Raw genomic sequence first — 15,074 nt, 5'->3', positions numbered from 1 at the left:
GGTCAGCCGGCCAGCCCGCGGCCCCCGCCCTGCCGGCGGCGCAGCACCGCACCCACGTACCCCTTCACGCTGTGGTAGCTGCGGAACTTCACGGTGCAGTGCTTCTCGGCGTTCACCCAGCGGTCGACCACGTCGTATCCCAGCGCCGCCAGGTCGCTGAAGAAACTGTCGCCGTGCTGCACGTGGTACGGGCAGAAGGCGGTCTGGATGCTCTGCACCGTCCAGAAGTCGGTGTGCTCGTGCATGGGCACGACGTTGATGAGGATCCACTCGGGCATCGCGGGCAGCGTGCGCAGCTGCTGCGCGAGGGGCACCTCGAGATACTGCAGGCAGCCGGCGGTGAACAGCAGGTCACACTGCGCGGCGCCGGCGAGGCTGTCCGTGACGTGCAGCGCCCGGCGCGTGTCGCGCTTCGCGGCGATGCCAGCTGCCGCGTCGAGCACGGCCGGCACGTCGAACAGCTCCCAGCGCAGCGCGTCGGGGTAGTCGACGTACTCCTGGTAGGCGTAATAGCTGATGCCGACGTGCCCGCCGAGGTCGAAGACCCGCGTGACGCCGGCGGCGAAGAGCTTCTGCAGCCAGAGCATCGCCGGGTAGTCACCAGGGTAGACCCGGTCCATGCGTTCGTGATAGAGGCGGGCAGACGCCTCGTTGTCGTAGCCGAGCGGCAGCGTGTCCGGTGCTGCCGCCGCCGCCGCGGCGTACGAGCGGAACACCCCGTGACACATGCCCGGGAGAGCGCCCGAGGCAAACAGCCGATCGAAGCGTCTTTCGACGATGGTGGAAATGCCGGGCGCGGCGAGCGCGGAATCCAGCAGGCGATGCAGCGCTGCGCTCATCGGTACGGCTCGTGCGGGGGGAGATCAAACGACGGGAGGCCCTGGCTTCACGGCGCCGGTCCACACCCAACCGTTGAGCTTGATAGTGCGGTGGTCATCCTGCAACCCCCGGGCCACGGTTGCGACCGTCACGTGACGGTCCCGGGTGGGCCCGGGTCCGGCGCCGGGCGGGGTCGGTGGGGAGGCAAGCGCCCCTCAGGGACGCCGGATCGCCTGCACAGCCGGCGCCGGCGCGGCGGGCGTCGGCACCGCCCCAGGGGCGGCCCGCACCCTCGCAGCGATCCAGACGGCGGACGGGGTGACCGCCAGGCCGCTGGCGGCGACCTCCAGGGCCACGGCCCGGCCGGCCACGGGCACTGTGGTCTGGACGGCCACCGGCAGGTGCACCGGCCGGAAGAACTTCTGCGGGATCCGCACCCGGAAGCCACGGGCCACGAGGGCCTGGATCCGCTCCGACGCCCGAGACTTGTCCACCGCGTACCCGCACAGGCCGCCGCGGCTGCCCAGGATGGAATCGAGCGCGGCGACGGACCTGGGCGATGGGTCCACGAAAAGACGCATCGAGAGATCCGGGAAGTCGGGGTCGGCGTACACCGCCCCCTCCACCGCGCTGAGCGTCAGCCGTCCACGTGCAACGTAGGTGCGCGCGCGCACCTGCCCGGTGACGTCGCGGGTGACGGTCATGTCGCCGCAAACCGGGCCGGCCAGCCCCTTCGACTCCCAGCCCGCGGTGATGCGCGTTACGCCGGTGCCGTTGGCCACGCGCACGGGCAGGACGAGGCGGATCACGTCGCCGCCGAACGTCATCTCCGGGCTGCCGGGCTGCAGGCGCCCGCGCACGCCGTCGAGGGTCATGTCGAGCGAGTAGGTACCCACCCGGCGGCGCCCGAGGATCCCGAGCCTCGCGCGCACGTCGCCATCCTTGTGCAGGCGCATGCGCGGGAGCCGCAGGTCCACGTCGTGGAACCATCCGGTGATCACGCTGCGCACGATGGTGTCCACGAACGGCGTCGGCAGGCCGATCACGATGTCACCCTCGGGCCTGCCGTCGAGCAGGTCGCTGGTGCCGACGACGTCGAACACCACGGCTCGCAGCGAGTCGCGCTGGCGGGTGAGCTGCGCGATCTCACGACGCACGGTGGCGGGATCCTCGCGCTCGGTCCGGAGCCGGAAACGGATCAGCATGACGAGTGCCCCCGCCATCGCGAGCACCACGGCGCCCGCCAGGATGCGAAGGATCCGATGCTTCACGGTGCGGTGACTGCCGCGCTGAACCCACCGAGCTCCACGCGCAGCACGATCCAGAGCCGGTTCTGGAAGGCGATCACGCGCAGCGCCTCGACCGAGATCGGCGCCGAGCTGGGCTCGATCGACAGAGCCCCCTCCGGGCCGAAGCCGGGCAGCGCCATCCGCTCGTCCAGTCGTACGGGCACGGCAACGGTGGGCAACCCGGAGGTGAGTTCGGGCAGGCTGCGCTCCACGATGCCGCGCAGCACGGCGATCACGAGAGGATCGAGCGGCGCCGGCGCGCCACTTGGCGTCTCGAGGCTGGCATCATCGACGCTGATTCGCGCCCGCAGGGCATGCGTGGAATCCACCACGAACTTGTCGAGTGCGCCGCGCAGCGTGACCTGCGCGGCAATCTGCGGGAACGCGGTCCGCCGCACGGTGCCGGTCAGGTCAACACGGGCGACGTTCGCGCGGAACTGGACGGTTGCGCCGGTGAGCGTCACGACGGCGCGGTTGCGGATCTCGATGGTGAGCGGAAATGCGGCCTGCACGAGCGACCGCAGCAGTGAATCACTGACAGTGATCACGACTTCGCGCGAGCGATCGATGACCTTGCCGGGTGCGAGCTTCTCCAGTGCGCGGAACCCTGCCACTTCGCGCCGGAGCTGGTCCCGTTCGAGGATGCGCTCGAGCTCGATCGGGTCCGGTCGCCGGCACGCGGTCGCAACAGCCAGCAGGAGCAGCACACGGACGAACGCGACGGAGCGTGGCATCAGGCGCAAGCTACACTGCGTCGCACGCATCACGTGCCGTCGCGAACCATCCCTGATGTGTCACGCATGCGGCGCGGCGTTCGCGGCGGTGCGTCACCCATGTCCCGTCCCGTGCAGGTACTGCACACCATCGACCTCGACGGGCTGCGTGGCACCGAAGTGCGTCGGCAGCCGTGTCCCGGTGAGCGGCGGATGGTTCGCGATGCGTTTCATGCCGAGCCTGAGGAGCGGGGCGCCGAAGTTCAGGAGCAGGCCGGCAGGCAGGTTGGCGAGGCGCACGTACGTGACCACCTGCTTGACGTGCGACTTGAGTGTCTGCTCCACCGACTTCACCTCGACCAGGAGCTGGTGGCCGACCAGGATGTCGGCACGGAAGCCGACCGGAAAGTCAGCGCCGTCGTAAGAGAACCGGATCGGGACCTGTCGCTGCACATCCAGGCCCTGCTTCTGCAGGGCGCGGGCGAGCAGCGTCTCGTAGACCGACTCGAGCAGGCCGGGGCCGAGGTCGCGATGAAGCCTGAGGGCGGAATCGACGACGATGCCTGACATGCGAGCGAGGTCGCGGACTTCGAGGTCGGTCAGGTGGACCATGGTGTGATGGCGATCCGGATTTCCGGGTTGCGCGTGCGGTGCTGGTGTCGATGTGGCTCCGGGAACCGCGGGTTCCCACGGAGGCACGGAGACCACGGAGGGCACGGAGGGAAGGCTTCGTGAACGGCGGTGAGGCGCTGCCTTCGGTGTGCTGCGCAAAGATCGTCCTCACACGCACGAGCATACTGGATATGTGCGCGCCCTGCCCACCGAATTCGCGCAGCACCACTCGAATGCGCGCGACCGCCGCTTCGCGCACGCAGTTCCCCCAGCCGTGCTGTTCTCCGTGACCTCCGTGCACGCCGTGGCTCCGTGGGAACCAGCGATTCTACTCCGCGCACGAGAAGCACCCACCAGCACACGAATCCCCGCGCTCCCGCTACCGCACCTCGAGCGCCGACCGCTGCGCGTCCGTCCGGTAGGCACGCTGCACCGCCACGCCGCCGACCGGAGCGACGGAGACCAGGCCACCATCCGGGTCGTGCCGGAACGCACACTGCACGGTGTCGAAGATGAAGGCGCCGCCGAGCGGGAAGTCCTGCTCCAGCAGCGCGGTGAAGGCCGCGAGTTCCGGTGGTTCGGCGTGCAGCGGCAGGATCACGTCACCGTGCATGCGGCGCGCCATGTAGCGCCAGTCGCTCAGCTCGAGTGTGTTCCCCACCCAGTCCAGCCCGAAACACAGGTCGGCGACGTCCAGCGCCTCGAGCACGGCACCGAGGTGCGTCAATTCGTCGATGTGGTCGAGGAAGAACCCCTCGAGCCCTTCCGACTCCCGGGCCCAGTCCCGGAGCCGCGCCTGCCGCTCGGCGGAGTGGTACACGCGGATCACGTTCGCCTCCGTGTCCACCGTCCCCCCCGACTCATCGAACGTCAGCTCCACCGCCCCGGTGTCGAAGGTGTACGGCTGGCAGTAGCGCAGTCCCGAGAAGAACACGTCGTACGGCAGCTCCTCGAGCCACGTCTCCTGCTCCACGACGCGACCATCGGTGAACTCGATGACCGCGTAATCCGCCGGCTCGCCGGCATCGTTGACGTAGTCCACCCCGAAGTGCACGCGCCGGATGCCGAGTCCGCGGAGCGCATTCGCGGTGCGCGAGAGGGCTGCGTGGTGTTCGCCACTGAACACCTTCAGTTCGGCGCGCATGGCGGGCGTGACGTCGATCATGGCGTCTCCTGCGCCTCCGGTTCGGGGAAACGGTGCCGACCGCGACGTCCCGACCCGGAAACGGGCGGTGCGACGGATCCCGGCACAGCCACTCCTGGCCGTGCGCGGTCTGGACGGGCAGTATAGCCAGCCCATCAGTACCGGCCAATTCCGGCGGGTTCGGGGTGAGCAGGCTCGCCCCCTGGCGGCGTTAACGTCTCGTGGCCGCGCGCGTCTGCCGTGTCGTCCACGTCACCACACGCCACAGCACATGGAGCGAGCCATGCCGGCCTCCACGCCGTCGCACCGCCTCAGCATCGCCCTGACCACCGTCCTGCTGATCCTGGGCTCGCTGGTCGTCGGCTGACCGTCGGCGCGGCCCCGCCCCGGGCGAAGTCAGGCGCCGGCAAGCGGGTGGCCGGCCCGGTACTCGACCAGGTCCCAGCGATTGCCGTAGAGGTCCTCGAAGACCGCCACGGTGCCGTAGTCCGCCTCGAGCGGCTCCCGGACGAAGCGCACTCCCCGGGCCCGCATGCGGTCATAGTCGCGCCGGAAATCGTCCGTTCGCAGGAAGAGGAAGACGCGACCGCCCGCCTGGTTGCCGATGAAGGCCGCCTGCGCGGGCGTCGAGGCGCGCGCGAGCAGCAGCATCGCGCCGCCGGCATCGCCGGGCGGCGCCACCAGCACCCAGCGCTTGTCCTGCGCCGGCTGGTAGGTGTCCTCGATCAGCGTGAAGCCCAGCACGCCGGTGTAGAACTCGATTGCCTCGTCGTAGTCCCGGACGACGAGCGCGATGTGCACGAGAGATTGCCGCATGGGTGTTCCGGCGGTGGCGCGACCCGTCAGTCGTGCGTGGTGAGGACCTTCAGGAGGTCGCCGTCCTCGCCGTAGCACTCGGCAGTGCACGCGATCCCGGCGTCGCGACAAAGTTGCACGATGCGCGACGCATTCGTGAGTAGTGCGGCGACCGGGCCGTGCAGCAGGAACGGCTGGGCGCCTTCCAGCACCAGCTCGCACCAGTCGGTGCGCACCATGTAGCTGCTGCGGGAGGCGTGGCGCACCCGCCAGCCATGGTCCGCGAACAGCGCCGCGACCTGCGGACGCGTGAGTGGCGTCACCAGGACGGCGAAGAAGTTCGTTCCATCCGGCAGGGGGTCCTGCTCAGGCACGGCACCATCGTGACGGCATGCCTCGAAGGTGCCCCGTCCAGCGAATTGCTCAAGTCCGGGTGACACCGGACGCGGCCCGGTTGACGCGCCGCGTCAGTGATCGGATCGCGCGGCGGTGGAGTCAGCGCCCGACGCTGCGGCATCACCGGTCGGACGTCCTTCGGCCGCCGCCGCGATCGAATCCGCCGCCGCCTGCGCCGCCGCGTTCGCTGCGGCCTCCTCGGCAATCGCCATCTTCACCTCGCCCATCTGCGTCAGGCCGAGCAGGCGACCGATCCCGGTGGGGTCCTTCCCGTACTCTGCCGGCAGCACGCAGGTCACCAGCAGCACACCGGCCACCGCCAGGGCGATGAGTGTGGCGCGCAGCAACGAACCGCCGCTGGGTGGGGCGGGCGTGACGGGGGTGGTCATGAGGCGGGTTTCATGATCAGGTAACCGGCCAGCTGGTACCCGGTGAGCAGGAAGCCCGCGGTCATGATCACGACGTTCGCGCCGAACGCCATCGACCGGAACGACCGGGTGCGACGCCAGTGGTTCATGACCAGCAGGATGGCGCTCAGGGCGAGCACCTGCCCGAGCTCCACGCCCACGTTGAAGGCGATCAGGTTCGGCACCAGGCCATCCTCCGCCATGTGGAAGTCGAGGATCTTCGTCGCCAGCCCGAAGCCGTGGAAGAACCCGAAGACGAGCGTGGCGGCGCGCGCATCCGGCGCCACCCCGAACCAGATGCGGAAGGCGCCGAGGTTGTCGAGCGCCTTGTACACCACCGAGAGCCCGATCACGGCATCCACCAGGTACGCGTTCACGCTCACCTGCGTGAGCACACCGAGCAGCAGCGTGGTGGAGTGCCCGATGGCGAAGAGCGTCACGTACAGCGCCACGTCCTTCAGGCGGTACAGGAAGAAGATCACGCCGAGCAGGAACAGCAGGTGGTCGTATCCCGTCACCATGTGCTTGGCGCCCAGGTAGGCGAATGGTCCCAGCAGCACACCGCTGCTCTGCTGGATGAAGCCGCGGTCACCCGCCGCCACACCGTGTGCCAGCAACGGCGTCACACCGGCAGCGAGCAGCACGGCCAGCCGCGTGCCGTCGCGGAGCAGCCGGCACGACCGCACGTCAGCGCACCGCGAACGTCAGCGACGCCCACTTCGAGTGGTGGTTCGCGGCCGCGTCGTTCGCCACGCGCGTCATGTTGATGAACTTGACGTAGTAGGTGCCCGTGCGATCGAGGGGGATGCGCACGATGCCCGAGGCGTCGGATCGAGTGTTCCGCTGGGCGACGCGGCCGTTGCTGGCCGAGAGGCCACCGTACTGCACGAACTGGTTCGCCGCCGGCCGGCCGTCCACCAGCGCGCGCACCTGGAGCACGTCACCAACCTTCATCGCATACGGATTCGCCAGCGGCACCAGCTCCGCCGGGTAGCCCAGCACCGTGCCGAACGCCGGGCCCGTGGTGGTCCCGACCTGCACCAGCGCCTTCACATGCTTCTCGTAGCGCTCCTTCGAGCGTTCGTCGAGGAGCTTGCGGGCGCGGCGATACGCCAGTTCGTCGGGAATGCCGTCGGAACTCAGGTAGGCGTTGAACTCCGGGCCGCTCATCTCCAGGACCCGCGGCTTGGTCGAGACACCGAGCACGTACGTGCCAGCCGCGCCGGTGCGGATCGGGAACACACTCGTGTCACCGCTGGCATTCCAGACCGAGACGTCGAGTTTCGCACGGCCGGCCGGCGACACGACGGCGATGTCGTTCAGGCGGTCGGGGGTGATCGAGTTCTCGGAGAGGATGAAGGTGCCGTTGAAGAGCCGGACGTTCGCCGCGGTGTTGGGGGCGAGGAAGAAGGCCTCGAGGCGCAGGAACATGTCGTGCGCCAGGAGCGGTGCCGCCACCAGCAGCAACGCACCGGTGACGAAAAGGCGACGGAGCAGTGAGCGCGTCATGACGAAGCGGAAGGGGGTGTGGGGCGGCCTGACACGGCAGGTCGCGACGGTGCGGCTGCGGAGTCCGGTGGTGCAGGCCCGCCCTGCGACGCCTGGCGGAAGGTACATGCAGCCGGAGGCCGGTGGCGAACGGAGCCGGCCCTGGTGAGCTACGCACCCGCCGCCCGCACGGATCCCCGGCCCCCGCAAACGACGGCCCGCCGCCAGCGCTGCTCCGCAGCCACTCCACCCATGCCAAAGGCCGTGCCTGGGGCGCATCATTCAGCCATGTGCGCTCCCCTCCATTCCATGCTCTCCCCCGACGATCCGGATCCCCGCGTTCGCCCGCTGATCCACACCGTGCAGCTCGGGGACGTCACGCCGCAGCCCTGGAAGAACGGTGGCGGCTCCACCCGGGAGCTGCTCGCCTGGCCGGCGGCCGACAGCTGGCTGCTGCGGGTGAGCGTCGCGCACATCGGGCGGGACGGCCCGTTCAGCGCGTTCCCGGGCGTCGATCGGTGGTTCGCGGTGCTGGAGGGTGCCGGCGTGGCCCTCACACTCGGTACCGACCAGGTGCAGCTCACGGGGGAGAGCCAGCCGCTGGCCTTCGACGGTGCACTCGCGCCAGACTGCACACTGACGTCCGGCGACACGCACGACCTGAACCTCATGGTGCTCCGCGTGCGCGCGCAGGGTGCGATGACCCGTGCCGTGATCGGGGTGGAGCGGCGCGCCGCGTCCCGCATCCGCGCGGTGTACACGCAGGAGCCGGCCGAGTTGCACAGTGCCGACGCTGCCCCCCTGGCACTGCCCGCAGGCACCCTGGCGTGGAGCAGCAACGCTCGCGGCGTCGTCTGGCGCCTGGAGGCGGGCGACCCGGCAGCGCGGGCCTGGTGGATCGAGGTGCAGCCACGGGAGGAGACACCGTGAGCGCGGCGACGGTGGTGCCCGACACGCACGTCCTGCACCGGGGCAACACCGCCCTGCTGCTCAGTTTCCCCCACGTCGGCACCGTGATTCCCGCCGACCAGGTGCACCGCTACACCGAACGTGCACTGGGCGTGGAGGACACCGACTGGTTCCTCGACCGGCTGTACGACTTCGCGCGGGAGCGGGGCGCGACGCTGATCGTCCCGCGCTACAGTCGCTACCTCATCGACCTCAATCGCTCCAGCGACAACGCGCCCATGTATCCCGGGCGCAACAACACGGAACTCTGCCCGACCCGGCACTTCACCGGTGACGCGCTGTACCGCGAGGGCTGTGCCCCGGACGCGGCCGAGGTGGCGCGCCGGATCGCGGCGTACTGGGCGCCGTACCACGGCGCGCTGCAGGTGGAACTCGATCACATCCGCGGCGTGCACGGGCATGCCGTGCTCTTCGATGCCCACAGCATCCTCAGCGAGGTGCCGTGGCTGTTCGAGGGTCGGCTGCCCAACATGAGCGTCGGCACGGCGGACGGCGCCAGTTGTGCGCCGTCACTGCGCGAGGCGCTCGGCCACGTGTTCGCGTCGCAGGCGGCGTTCTCGCACGTGCTGGATGGCCGCTTCAAGGGCGGGCACATCACCCGGCACTACGGCCGGCCGGACGACGGGGTGCACGCCGTGCAGCTCGAGATGGCGTTGCGCTCCTACATGCACGAGACGCAGCCGTACACGTGGAACTCCACGCTGGCCACCGGCGTGACGCCGCTGCTGCGCAACGTGGTCGACACGATGCTCGCGTGGCGTCCATGAGCGGCGGCGTCTTCTGGGCGGCGCGGGCATGGATGGGAGGCGGCTGGGCCGAGGATGTGACGTTCAGCACCAACGCCGCGGGATGCTGGGCGCAGGTGGAGACCGGCACGCCCTGCCCTGCCGGCGCCGAGGTGATCGCGGGCCCGGTGCTGCCGGGGATGGTGAATGCGCACAGTCATGCGTTCCAGCGTGCGTTCGCGGGGCTGTCGGAGCGTCGTGACACGGCGCGTGACGACTTCTGGAGCTGGCGCGACCGCATGTACGACGTGGCGTTGCGTATCTCGCCCGCGCAGCTCCAGGCGGTTGCCACGCACCTGTTCGGCGAGCTGCTGGCGGGCGGGTACACGCACACCGTCGAGTTCCACTACCTGCACCATGCGCCGGACGGGCGTCCCTGGTCCGCCACCGGCGGCAGTGACGCCGCGATGAGCGAGGCGCTGGCGGCGGCGGCGCAGGCCACCGGGATGGGGCTCACCATCCTGCCCGTGTTGTACGAGCGCGCCGGGTTCACACAGCCCACGCTGCGCGACGACCAGCGCCGCTTCGCCACCGACGTGGAGCGCGTGCTGCACCTGCGTGACACGATCCGCGGCTGGCGGCTGCCGGACGTGGACGCGGGCGTTGCGATGCACTCGTTGCGTGCGGCGACGCCGCCGTCGATCGCGGCCCTGTCGCACGCGTGCGCGGGGGATGCAGCGCCGATCCACCTGCACGTTGCCGAGCAGGTGGCGGAGGTGGAGGAGTGCCTGGCGGTGACCGGCCGGCGTCCCATCGAGTGGCTGCTGGCCTCGTGCGCGCTCGATGCGCGCTGGCAGCTGGTGCATGCCACGCATGCCACACCCGCGGAGATCAGCGGCGTCGCCGCGACGGGTGCCGGCGTGGTGCTCTGTCCCGGCACCGAGGCGAACCTCGGTGACGGCCTGTGCGACCTGACGCGCTGGCTCGAGAGCGGCACGCCGCTGTCGCTTGGCAGTGACAGCAACGTGGTGCGGAGCTGGGCGGAGGAGCTGCGGCTGCTGGAGTACGGGCAGCGGCTCGGGTTGCGGCAGCGGAACGTGGGGGCGGCGCCCGGCGTGGCGCCGAGCACGGCGGCGCGGTTGTTCGGTAGGATGCTGACGGGTGGAGCGGCGGCGGCGGGGCGTGCGCGGTGGGGGTTCGCGGTGGGGGCGCGGGCGGATCTCGTCGAGCTCGACGTGGCCGATGACGCGTTGTGCGGGATCCCGGTGTCGCGCCTGCTGGACGCGGTGGTGTTCGCGTCGCCGGTGCGGCCGGTGGGGCGGGTGCTGGCGGGTGGGCGGTGGCGGGTGGCGGGGGTGGGGGTGCGGGAGCGGTACGTGGGGGCGATGGGGGCGTGGTGGGGGTGAGGCGTTCATGGGGACGGGGATCTTGAGTTCAAGGGGACGGGGATCTTGAACAACCCGATCCGCTGCGACCGGCCACGAGCGGGGGCTCGCCCGAAATCGTAAACATGCTGCGCACGATGCACTGGTGGATCGGGCGTTTCACGGAGCCGCTGCGCCACGCGTTATCGCCCGCCGGATCCCGATCCTCGCGCCGCGCGCGCCCGCGTCGCCGCACACGGCCGCAAAGAGCACGCCTCAGGCAACGCCGTCGGTCCGCTCATCCCGCCATCGGTCCCTGATGTCCCACGAAGGGCTGGCGCGCGACGGCTGCGGCACAAGATTGCGCTCGTGACTACCGCTTCGCTCCCCATACCCGTGGTGCCGGACCGCCAGCCCCCGTCAGCCGCTTCCCGGTTGAGCTGGTCCCGCTTCTGGCGGGTGTCGGCGATCGCCCATCTCAGCGTCCTCGTCCTGCGTTTCAGCTACGTCTGGCTCGACGATCTGGTGCGGCAGTCATCTGGGACCTTTCCAACGCGATTCATCGAGGAAGTGACCGGAGCACTCGGCTTCTTCCTGCTGAGCGGCGTGGCCTTCCGGGAGTGGCTGCGCGCGCCACTCCGCGGTGCGGCGTTCTGGGAACGTCTCCCCGCGTACCTGCTGCTCGGCCTCGCGATCAGCGCGGCCAACACGAGTTTCATGTGGGCGTCACGCACCGCCGTGTTCCCGCACGTCGGTCTCGGCGCGTACGACTACGGGCGGATGCCGCTCCGCTACCTGATGGAGGCGCCATCGGCCCTGGTCGGGTTCGCGATGATCCTGGGCGCGCTCTGGCGTGCAGAAGAGATCGTCGAGCAACGGCAGCAGGCCATCGCGCACGTCAGTCTCCAGCGCGCCCTGGCGGAAAGCCAGCTCCGGAGTCTCCGACTGCAGTTGCAGCCGCACTTTCTCTTCAATGCGCTGAACACCATCGCGGCGCAGCTCCACGAGGACCCGCGCGGTGCAGACCGTCTCATCGGGCGACTGTCGGAGCTGCTGCGTGTCTCACTTCGCGCCACCGATGTGATGCTCGTGCCGCTGCGCGACGAGCTGGCACTGCTCAGCGCCTACGCCGACCTGATGCGGGCGCGGTTCGGTGCGCGTCTCGACCTGCAGGTGGATGTGGAGGGCACATCCGGCGATGAGATGCTGCCGCCGCTGCTTCTGCAGCCATTGGTGGAGAACGCCGTCCGGCATGGTGGCCTCGAGCGCAACGGGCAAGCGCGGATCGCCGTCACGGCGAGGCATGGCGACGGGCGGCTCGTGCTGCGGGTACACGACGACGGCCCGGGCGTCGACGATGACCGTGACCTGCTCACAGCCGGCAGCGGGCTCTCGACCACGGCGCGGCGCGTCGAGTTGCTCTTTGGCGCAGGCGCAACCCTCCTCGCGCACAACGCCGACGGTGGTGGGTTCGAGGTGGTGATCACGCTCCCGGTCCGCACCAGGTGATGCGCGTCCTCCTGGTCGATGACGAGGCGCCGGCGCGCGCACGACTGCGCCGGCTCGTGGATGAGATGCCCCCCGACATGGATGTCACGGTCGTGGGCGAAGCCGAGGACGGCGAGCAGGCGGTCGAGCAAATCGGCGACCTGGGGCCCGATGTCGTCCTGCTCGACATTCGCATGCCGCGCCTGGACGGATTCGGGGTGGTTGACACGATGGGCGACGCGATGCCCCTCACCATCTTCTGCACGGCCCACGACGAACATGCGCTGGCGGCCTTCGAGGCGCGTGCCGTGGACTACCTGCTGAAACCGGTGCAGCCGGAGCGCCTTCGCGCGGCACTGGAGCGGGCACGGCACCTGCTCGCCGGCAGCGCGACAGCCCGTCGGCGCGGCATGCGCGCGGTGGCGGCCATCGTCGAGTCGGGAGGTCACTTCCTCCTGAGGCTCCTGGTCCACGACGACACCCGCGCCTGCCTGCTGCCAGTCGAGCGCATCGACCATATCCGCGCCGAGCGGAACTACTGCGACATCCGCTCGGGCGGAAGGACTTACCGGGTGCGCCGCACACTGAGCTCGCTCGCGGCGAGGCTCGACCCGAAGCTCTTCCTGCGCATCAACAAGAGCGACATCGTGCGACTCGATGCGGTGCGTGAGATTCAGCCCTGGTCGCACGGCGACTACCGCGTCGTGCTGCACGATGGCACGACACTCAGCTGGAGCCGCCGCTACCGAGCCGCGGTCGAGTCGCCGTAGCCGCGCGGAAGGAGCCGGTTGTCCCGCAGTGCGTCCCTGCTGTCCCGCATCACTCGCTCGCCAGGCGCAGACGGCGGATCCTTCGCCATCCACCCGAGCCGAGAGACCGCATGCGCAATCCTTCCTTCGCGAGCCTGCTGGCACTGTGCGCCACCAGCAGCTCCATCGCCGTCGGGCAGCAACTCCCGGCCACCGAATGGCCGGCGTACGGTGGCGATCCAGGTGGCAGCCGCTACTCGTCGATCGCGCAGATCGACAGGGGCAACGTCGCGACCCTGCAGCGCGCCTGGACGTTCAACACCGGAGAGCGCGAGCCGGGTTCGCGTTCGTTCGAGGCGACGCCGATCCTCGTCGATGGCACGCTCTACCTGAGCACTCCGCTTGGCAAGGTCTTCGCGCTCGACCCGGTCACCGGGACGCAACGCTGGCGCCATGACGCCCGGGTCAGCCCGCGCCACGGCTTCGGCGACTTCACCTCGCGCGGGGTGTCGTTCTTTCGGGACGGGAACGCGGACGCAACGGCGGCGTGCCGGAGCCGCATCATCGCACCGACCATCGACGGGCGCCTGCTCGCACTCGACGCGCGTGACGGAACCCCCTGCCGCGACTTCGGCACCGACGGCGTCATCTCCCTGCGTGAAGGGCTGCGCAACAGGCCGTTCGAGTTCGCGGAATACGAGGTGACCTCGCCGCCGGCGATCATTGGCGGGCTGATCATCGTGGGGTCGGCCATTGCCGACAACAACCGCACCGATGCAGCAAGTGGCGAGGTCCGTGCGTACGATGCGCGGACCGGCGCGAAGGTCTGGAGCTGGGATCCCGTTCCACAGGACCCGAAGGATCCGGCGTACGCGACCTGGCGTGGTGACGATGCGCACCGAACCGGCGCGGCCAACGCCTGGAGCGTCATCGTCGCGGATACGGCTCGTGGTCTCGTCTTCGTTCCGACGTCCGCGCCCAGCCCGGACTACTACGGTGGCAAGCGCCTCGGCAGGAACGACTACGCCAACAGCGTGGTCGCCCTGCGCGCGGCAACTGGTGCCGTGGTGTGGCACTTCCAGACCGTGCACCACGATCTCTGGGACTACGACAACGCAGCGCCGCCCGCACTCGTCGATGTCATGGTCGACGGTCGCCTGCGTCCGGCCGTCCTGCAGGCGACGAAGACCGGTATGCTCTTCGTGCTCGATCGCGAGACGGGAGTGCCACTCGTGCCGGTGGAGGAGCGCGCGGTGCCTGCGAGCGACGTTGCGGGGGAGGAAGCGTGGCCGACACAGCCCTTCAGCACCATCCCACCGCTCAGCCCACATCGGTTCGTCGCAGGCACCGCGTTCGGCGTGAGCCCCGCGACGCGGGAGTTCTGTCGTGCACAGGTGGCGAGTCTCCGCAACGAGGGCATCTTCACGCCGCCGAGCCTGCAGGGGACGCTCGCCTTCCCATCGAACATCGGCGGGGCGCACTGGGGTGGCGTGGCATGGGACGCGACGCATCGTGTCGCGATCGTGCCCGTGAACACGGTTGCGGCGCTCATTCGCCTCGTTCCGACCGAAGGCACCGACATCGCGGCGCTGCGGCGCGATGCCACCGCACGTGGCCAGCAGGTCAATCGGTTGCGTAATACGCCGTTCCATCAGGTGCGAGGACTGCTGTTCGGTCCCGATGGTGTGCCATGCACGCCGCCACCCTTCGGCAAGCTGGTCGCCGTGGACATCGCTGCCAGGCGCATTCTCTGGGAGACGCCCATTGGCAACCCGGCGGCAGGGCACCGGGAGGGACCGGCACTCGGTTCGCCGAATCTCGGCGGTGCGATCGTGACGGCGGGCGGGCTCGCCTTCATCGGCGCGACACTCGACCAGAAGTTCCGCGCGATCGACGTCGCGACGGGGCGAGAGCTCTGGAGTGCGGTGCTGCCGGCCGGCGGCAAGGCGACACCGATGACGTACGTCGGCGCGAACGGCAGGCAGTACGTCGTGATCGCAGCCGGCGGCGATGGTGGCCGTTTCGGCTCCGGCGACGCGCTCGTGGCGTTCAGCCTGCCCTGACACCGGCGGTGCGGTCACGGGCGGAAGGCACGTGAGGCAGGCGACAGACGCGG

At 69.9% G+C, this 15,074-nt stretch carries 17 protein-coding genes; 7 read left to right on the top strand and 10 right to left on the bottom strand.

Going from position 1 to position 15,074, the window contains the following annotated elements; translation table 11 throughout:
* Positions 1-2: 2 nt before the first annotated feature.
* From IT355_20950 to IT355_20905, 10 genes are all read right to left on the bottom strand, one after another.
* Positions 3-839, bottom strand: coding sequence for a methyltransferase, TIGR04325 family (locus IT355_20950; GenBank protein MCC7055750.1), 837 nt, complete (start codon positions 837-839; stop codon positions 3-5).
* A gap of 195 nt (positions 840-1,034) precedes the next feature.
* Positions 1,035-2,090, bottom strand: a complete 1,056-nt coding sequence (locus IT355_20945) for a hypothetical protein (GenBank protein ID MCC7055749.1) — start codon at positions 2,088-2,090, stop codon at positions 1,035-1,037.
* Positions 2,087-2,842 (bottom strand): hypothetical protein, encoded by a 756-nt coding sequence (locus tag IT355_20940; GenBank protein ID MCC7055748.1) that lies wholly within the window; start codon positions 2,840-2,842, stop codon positions 2,087-2,089. The genes IT355_20945 and IT355_20940 overlap by 4 nt, the downstream gene beginning before the upstream one ends.
* A 93-nt stretch (positions 2,843-2,935) precedes the next feature.
* Positions 2,936-3,433, bottom strand: a complete 498-nt coding sequence (locus IT355_20935) for a GxxExxY protein (protein ID MCC7055747.1) — start codon at positions 3,431-3,433, stop codon at positions 2,936-2,938.
* Positions 3,434-3,812: 379 nt separating this feature from the next.
* Positions 3,813-4,598 (bottom strand): hypothetical protein, encoded by a 786-nt coding sequence (locus IT355_20930; protein ID MCC7055746.1) that lies wholly within the window; start codon positions 4,596-4,598, stop codon positions 3,813-3,815.
* Between the two features lie 375 nt (positions 4,599-4,973).
* The gene (locus IT355_20925) at positions 4,974-5,393 is read right to left on the bottom strand and encodes a VOC family protein (protein MCC7055745.1); all 420 of its coding nucleotides are present in this window, start codon (positions 5,391-5,393) and stop codon (positions 4,974-4,976) included.
* A 26-nt stretch (positions 5,394-5,419) separates the two neighbouring features.
* Positions 5,420-5,746 carry a hypothetical protein gene (locus IT355_20920; protein MCC7055744.1) on the bottom strand — a complete coding sequence of 109 codons (327 nt, stop codon included), beginning with the start codon at positions 5,744-5,746 and terminating at the stop codon, positions 5,420-5,422.
* A 93-nt stretch (positions 5,747-5,839) separates the two neighbouring features.
* Positions 5,840-6,157: a hypothetical protein gene (locus tag IT355_20915; GenBank protein ID MCC7055743.1), complete on the bottom strand. Its 318-nt coding sequence runs from the start codon at positions 6,155-6,157 to the stop codon at positions 5,840-5,842.
* Complete coding sequence (locus IT355_20910; protein MCC7055742.1) at positions 6,154-6,861, bottom strand: HupE/UreJ family protein; 708 nt, start codon at positions 6,859-6,861, stop codon at positions 6,154-6,156. Before IT355_20910 ends, IT355_20915 begins: the two co-directional genes overlap by 4 nt.
* Position 6,862: 1 nt before the next feature.
* Complete coding sequence (locus tag IT355_20905) at positions 6,863-7,684, bottom strand: DUF4198 domain-containing protein (protein ID MCC7055741.1); 822 nt, start codon at positions 7,682-7,684, stop codon at positions 6,863-6,865.
* On the opposite strand from IT355_20905, the gene IT355_20900 reads away from it, so the two are divergent.
* From IT355_20900 to IT355_20870, 7 genes are all read left to right on the top strand, one after another.
* Entirely contained in the window at positions 7,683-7,832 is a 150-nt protein-coding gene (locus IT355_20900; GenBank protein ID MCC7055740.1) for a hypothetical protein, read from the top strand. The two genes, IT355_20905 and IT355_20900, sit on opposite strands and share 2 nt — an antisense overlap.
* 119 nt (positions 7,833-7,951) lie before the next feature.
* Positions 7,952-8,593, top strand: a complete 642-nt coding sequence (locus IT355_20895) for a HutD family protein (protein MCC7055739.1) — start codon at positions 7,952-7,954, stop codon at positions 8,591-8,593.
* On the top strand, positions 8,590-9,399 hold the full coding sequence (gene hutG, locus IT355_20890; protein ID MCC7055738.1) for an N-formylglutamate deformylase: 810 nt from the start codon (positions 8,590-8,592) through the stop codon (positions 9,397-9,399). The genes IT355_20895 and hutG overlap by 4 nt, the downstream gene beginning before the upstream one ends.
* Positions 9,396-10,763: a formimidoylglutamate deiminase gene (hutF, locus tag IT355_20885; GenBank protein MCC7055737.1), complete on the top strand. Its 1,368-nt coding sequence runs from the start codon at positions 9,396-9,398 to the stop codon at positions 10,761-10,763. The genes hutG and hutF overlap by 4 nt, the downstream gene beginning before the upstream one ends.
* Positions 10,764-11,156: 393 nt before the next feature.
* Positions 11,157-12,230, top strand: coding sequence for a histidine kinase (locus IT355_20880; GenBank protein MCC7055736.1), 1,074 nt, complete (start codon positions 11,157-11,159; stop codon positions 12,228-12,230).
* Positions 12,230-12,979, top strand: coding sequence for a response regulator transcription factor (locus IT355_20875; GenBank protein MCC7055735.1), 750 nt, complete (start codon positions 12,230-12,232; stop codon positions 12,977-12,979). Before IT355_20880 ends, IT355_20875 begins: the two co-directional genes overlap by 1 nt.
* A gap of 110 nt (positions 12,980-13,089) precedes the next feature.
* On the top strand, positions 13,090-15,021 hold the full coding sequence (locus IT355_20870; protein ID MCC7055734.1) for a pyrroloquinoline quinone-dependent dehydrogenase: 1,932 nt from the start codon (positions 13,090-13,092) through the stop codon (positions 15,019-15,021).
* The last annotated feature ends 53 nt before the right edge of the window (positions 15,022-15,074 follow it).

It is taken from the genome of Gemmatimonadaceae bacterium (assembly GCA_020851035.1).
Lineage (GTDB): Bacteria > Gemmatimonadota > Gemmatimonadetes > Gemmatimonadales > Gemmatimonadaceae > JACMLX01.
Note: the sequence above shows the minus strand (reverse complement) of the source record. Positions and strands in the feature narration are given on the sequence as shown.

Excerpts from the sequence above, each read along its gene's own strand:
- IT355_20895 (MCC7055739.1), top strand. The coding sequence starts at position 7,952 with ATGTGCGCTCCCCTCCATTCCATGCTCTCCCCCGACGATCCGGATCCC.
- hutF (MCC7055737.1), top strand. The coding sequence starts at position 9,396 with ATGAGCGGCGGCGTCTTCTGGGCGGCGCGGGCATGGATGGGAGGCGGC.
- IT355_20950 (MCC7055750.1), bottom strand. The coding sequence starts at position 839 with ATGAGCGCAGCGCTGCATCGCCTGCTGGATTCCGCGCTCGCCGCGCCC.
- IT355_20935 (MCC7055747.1), bottom strand. The coding sequence starts at position 3,433 with ATGGTCCACCTGACCGACCTCGAAGTCCGCGACCTCGCTCGCATGTCA.
- IT355_20925 (MCC7055745.1), bottom strand. The coding sequence starts at position 5,393 with ATGCGGCAATCTCTCGTGCACATCGCGCTCGTCGTCCGGGACTACGAC.
- IT355_20940 (MCC7055748.1), bottom strand. The coding sequence starts at position 2,842 with ATGCCACGCTCCGTCGCGTTCGTCCGTGTGCTGCTCCTGCTGGCTGTT.
- IT355_20900 (MCC7055740.1), top strand. The coding sequence starts at position 7,683 with ATGACGAAGCGGAAGGGGGTGTGGGGCGGCCTGACACGGCAGGTCGCG.
- IT355_20870 (MCC7055734.1), top strand. The coding sequence starts at position 13,090 with ATGCGCAATCCTTCCTTCGCGAGCCTGCTGGCACTGTGCGCCACCAGC.
- IT355_20930 (MCC7055746.1), bottom strand. The coding sequence starts at position 4,598 with ATGATCGACGTCACGCCCGCCATGCGCGCCGAACTGAAGGTGTTCAGT.
- IT355_20905 (MCC7055741.1), bottom strand. The coding sequence starts at position 7,684 with ATGACGCGCTCACTGCTCCGTCGCCTTTTCGTCACCGGTGCGTTGCTG.
- IT355_20915 (MCC7055743.1), bottom strand. The coding sequence starts at position 6,157 with ATGACCACCCCCGTCACGCCCGCCCCACCCAGCGGCGGTTCGTTGCTG.
- IT355_20875 (MCC7055735.1), top strand. The coding sequence starts at position 12,230 with ATGCGCGTCCTCCTGGTCGATGACGAGGCGCCGGCGCGCGCACGACTG.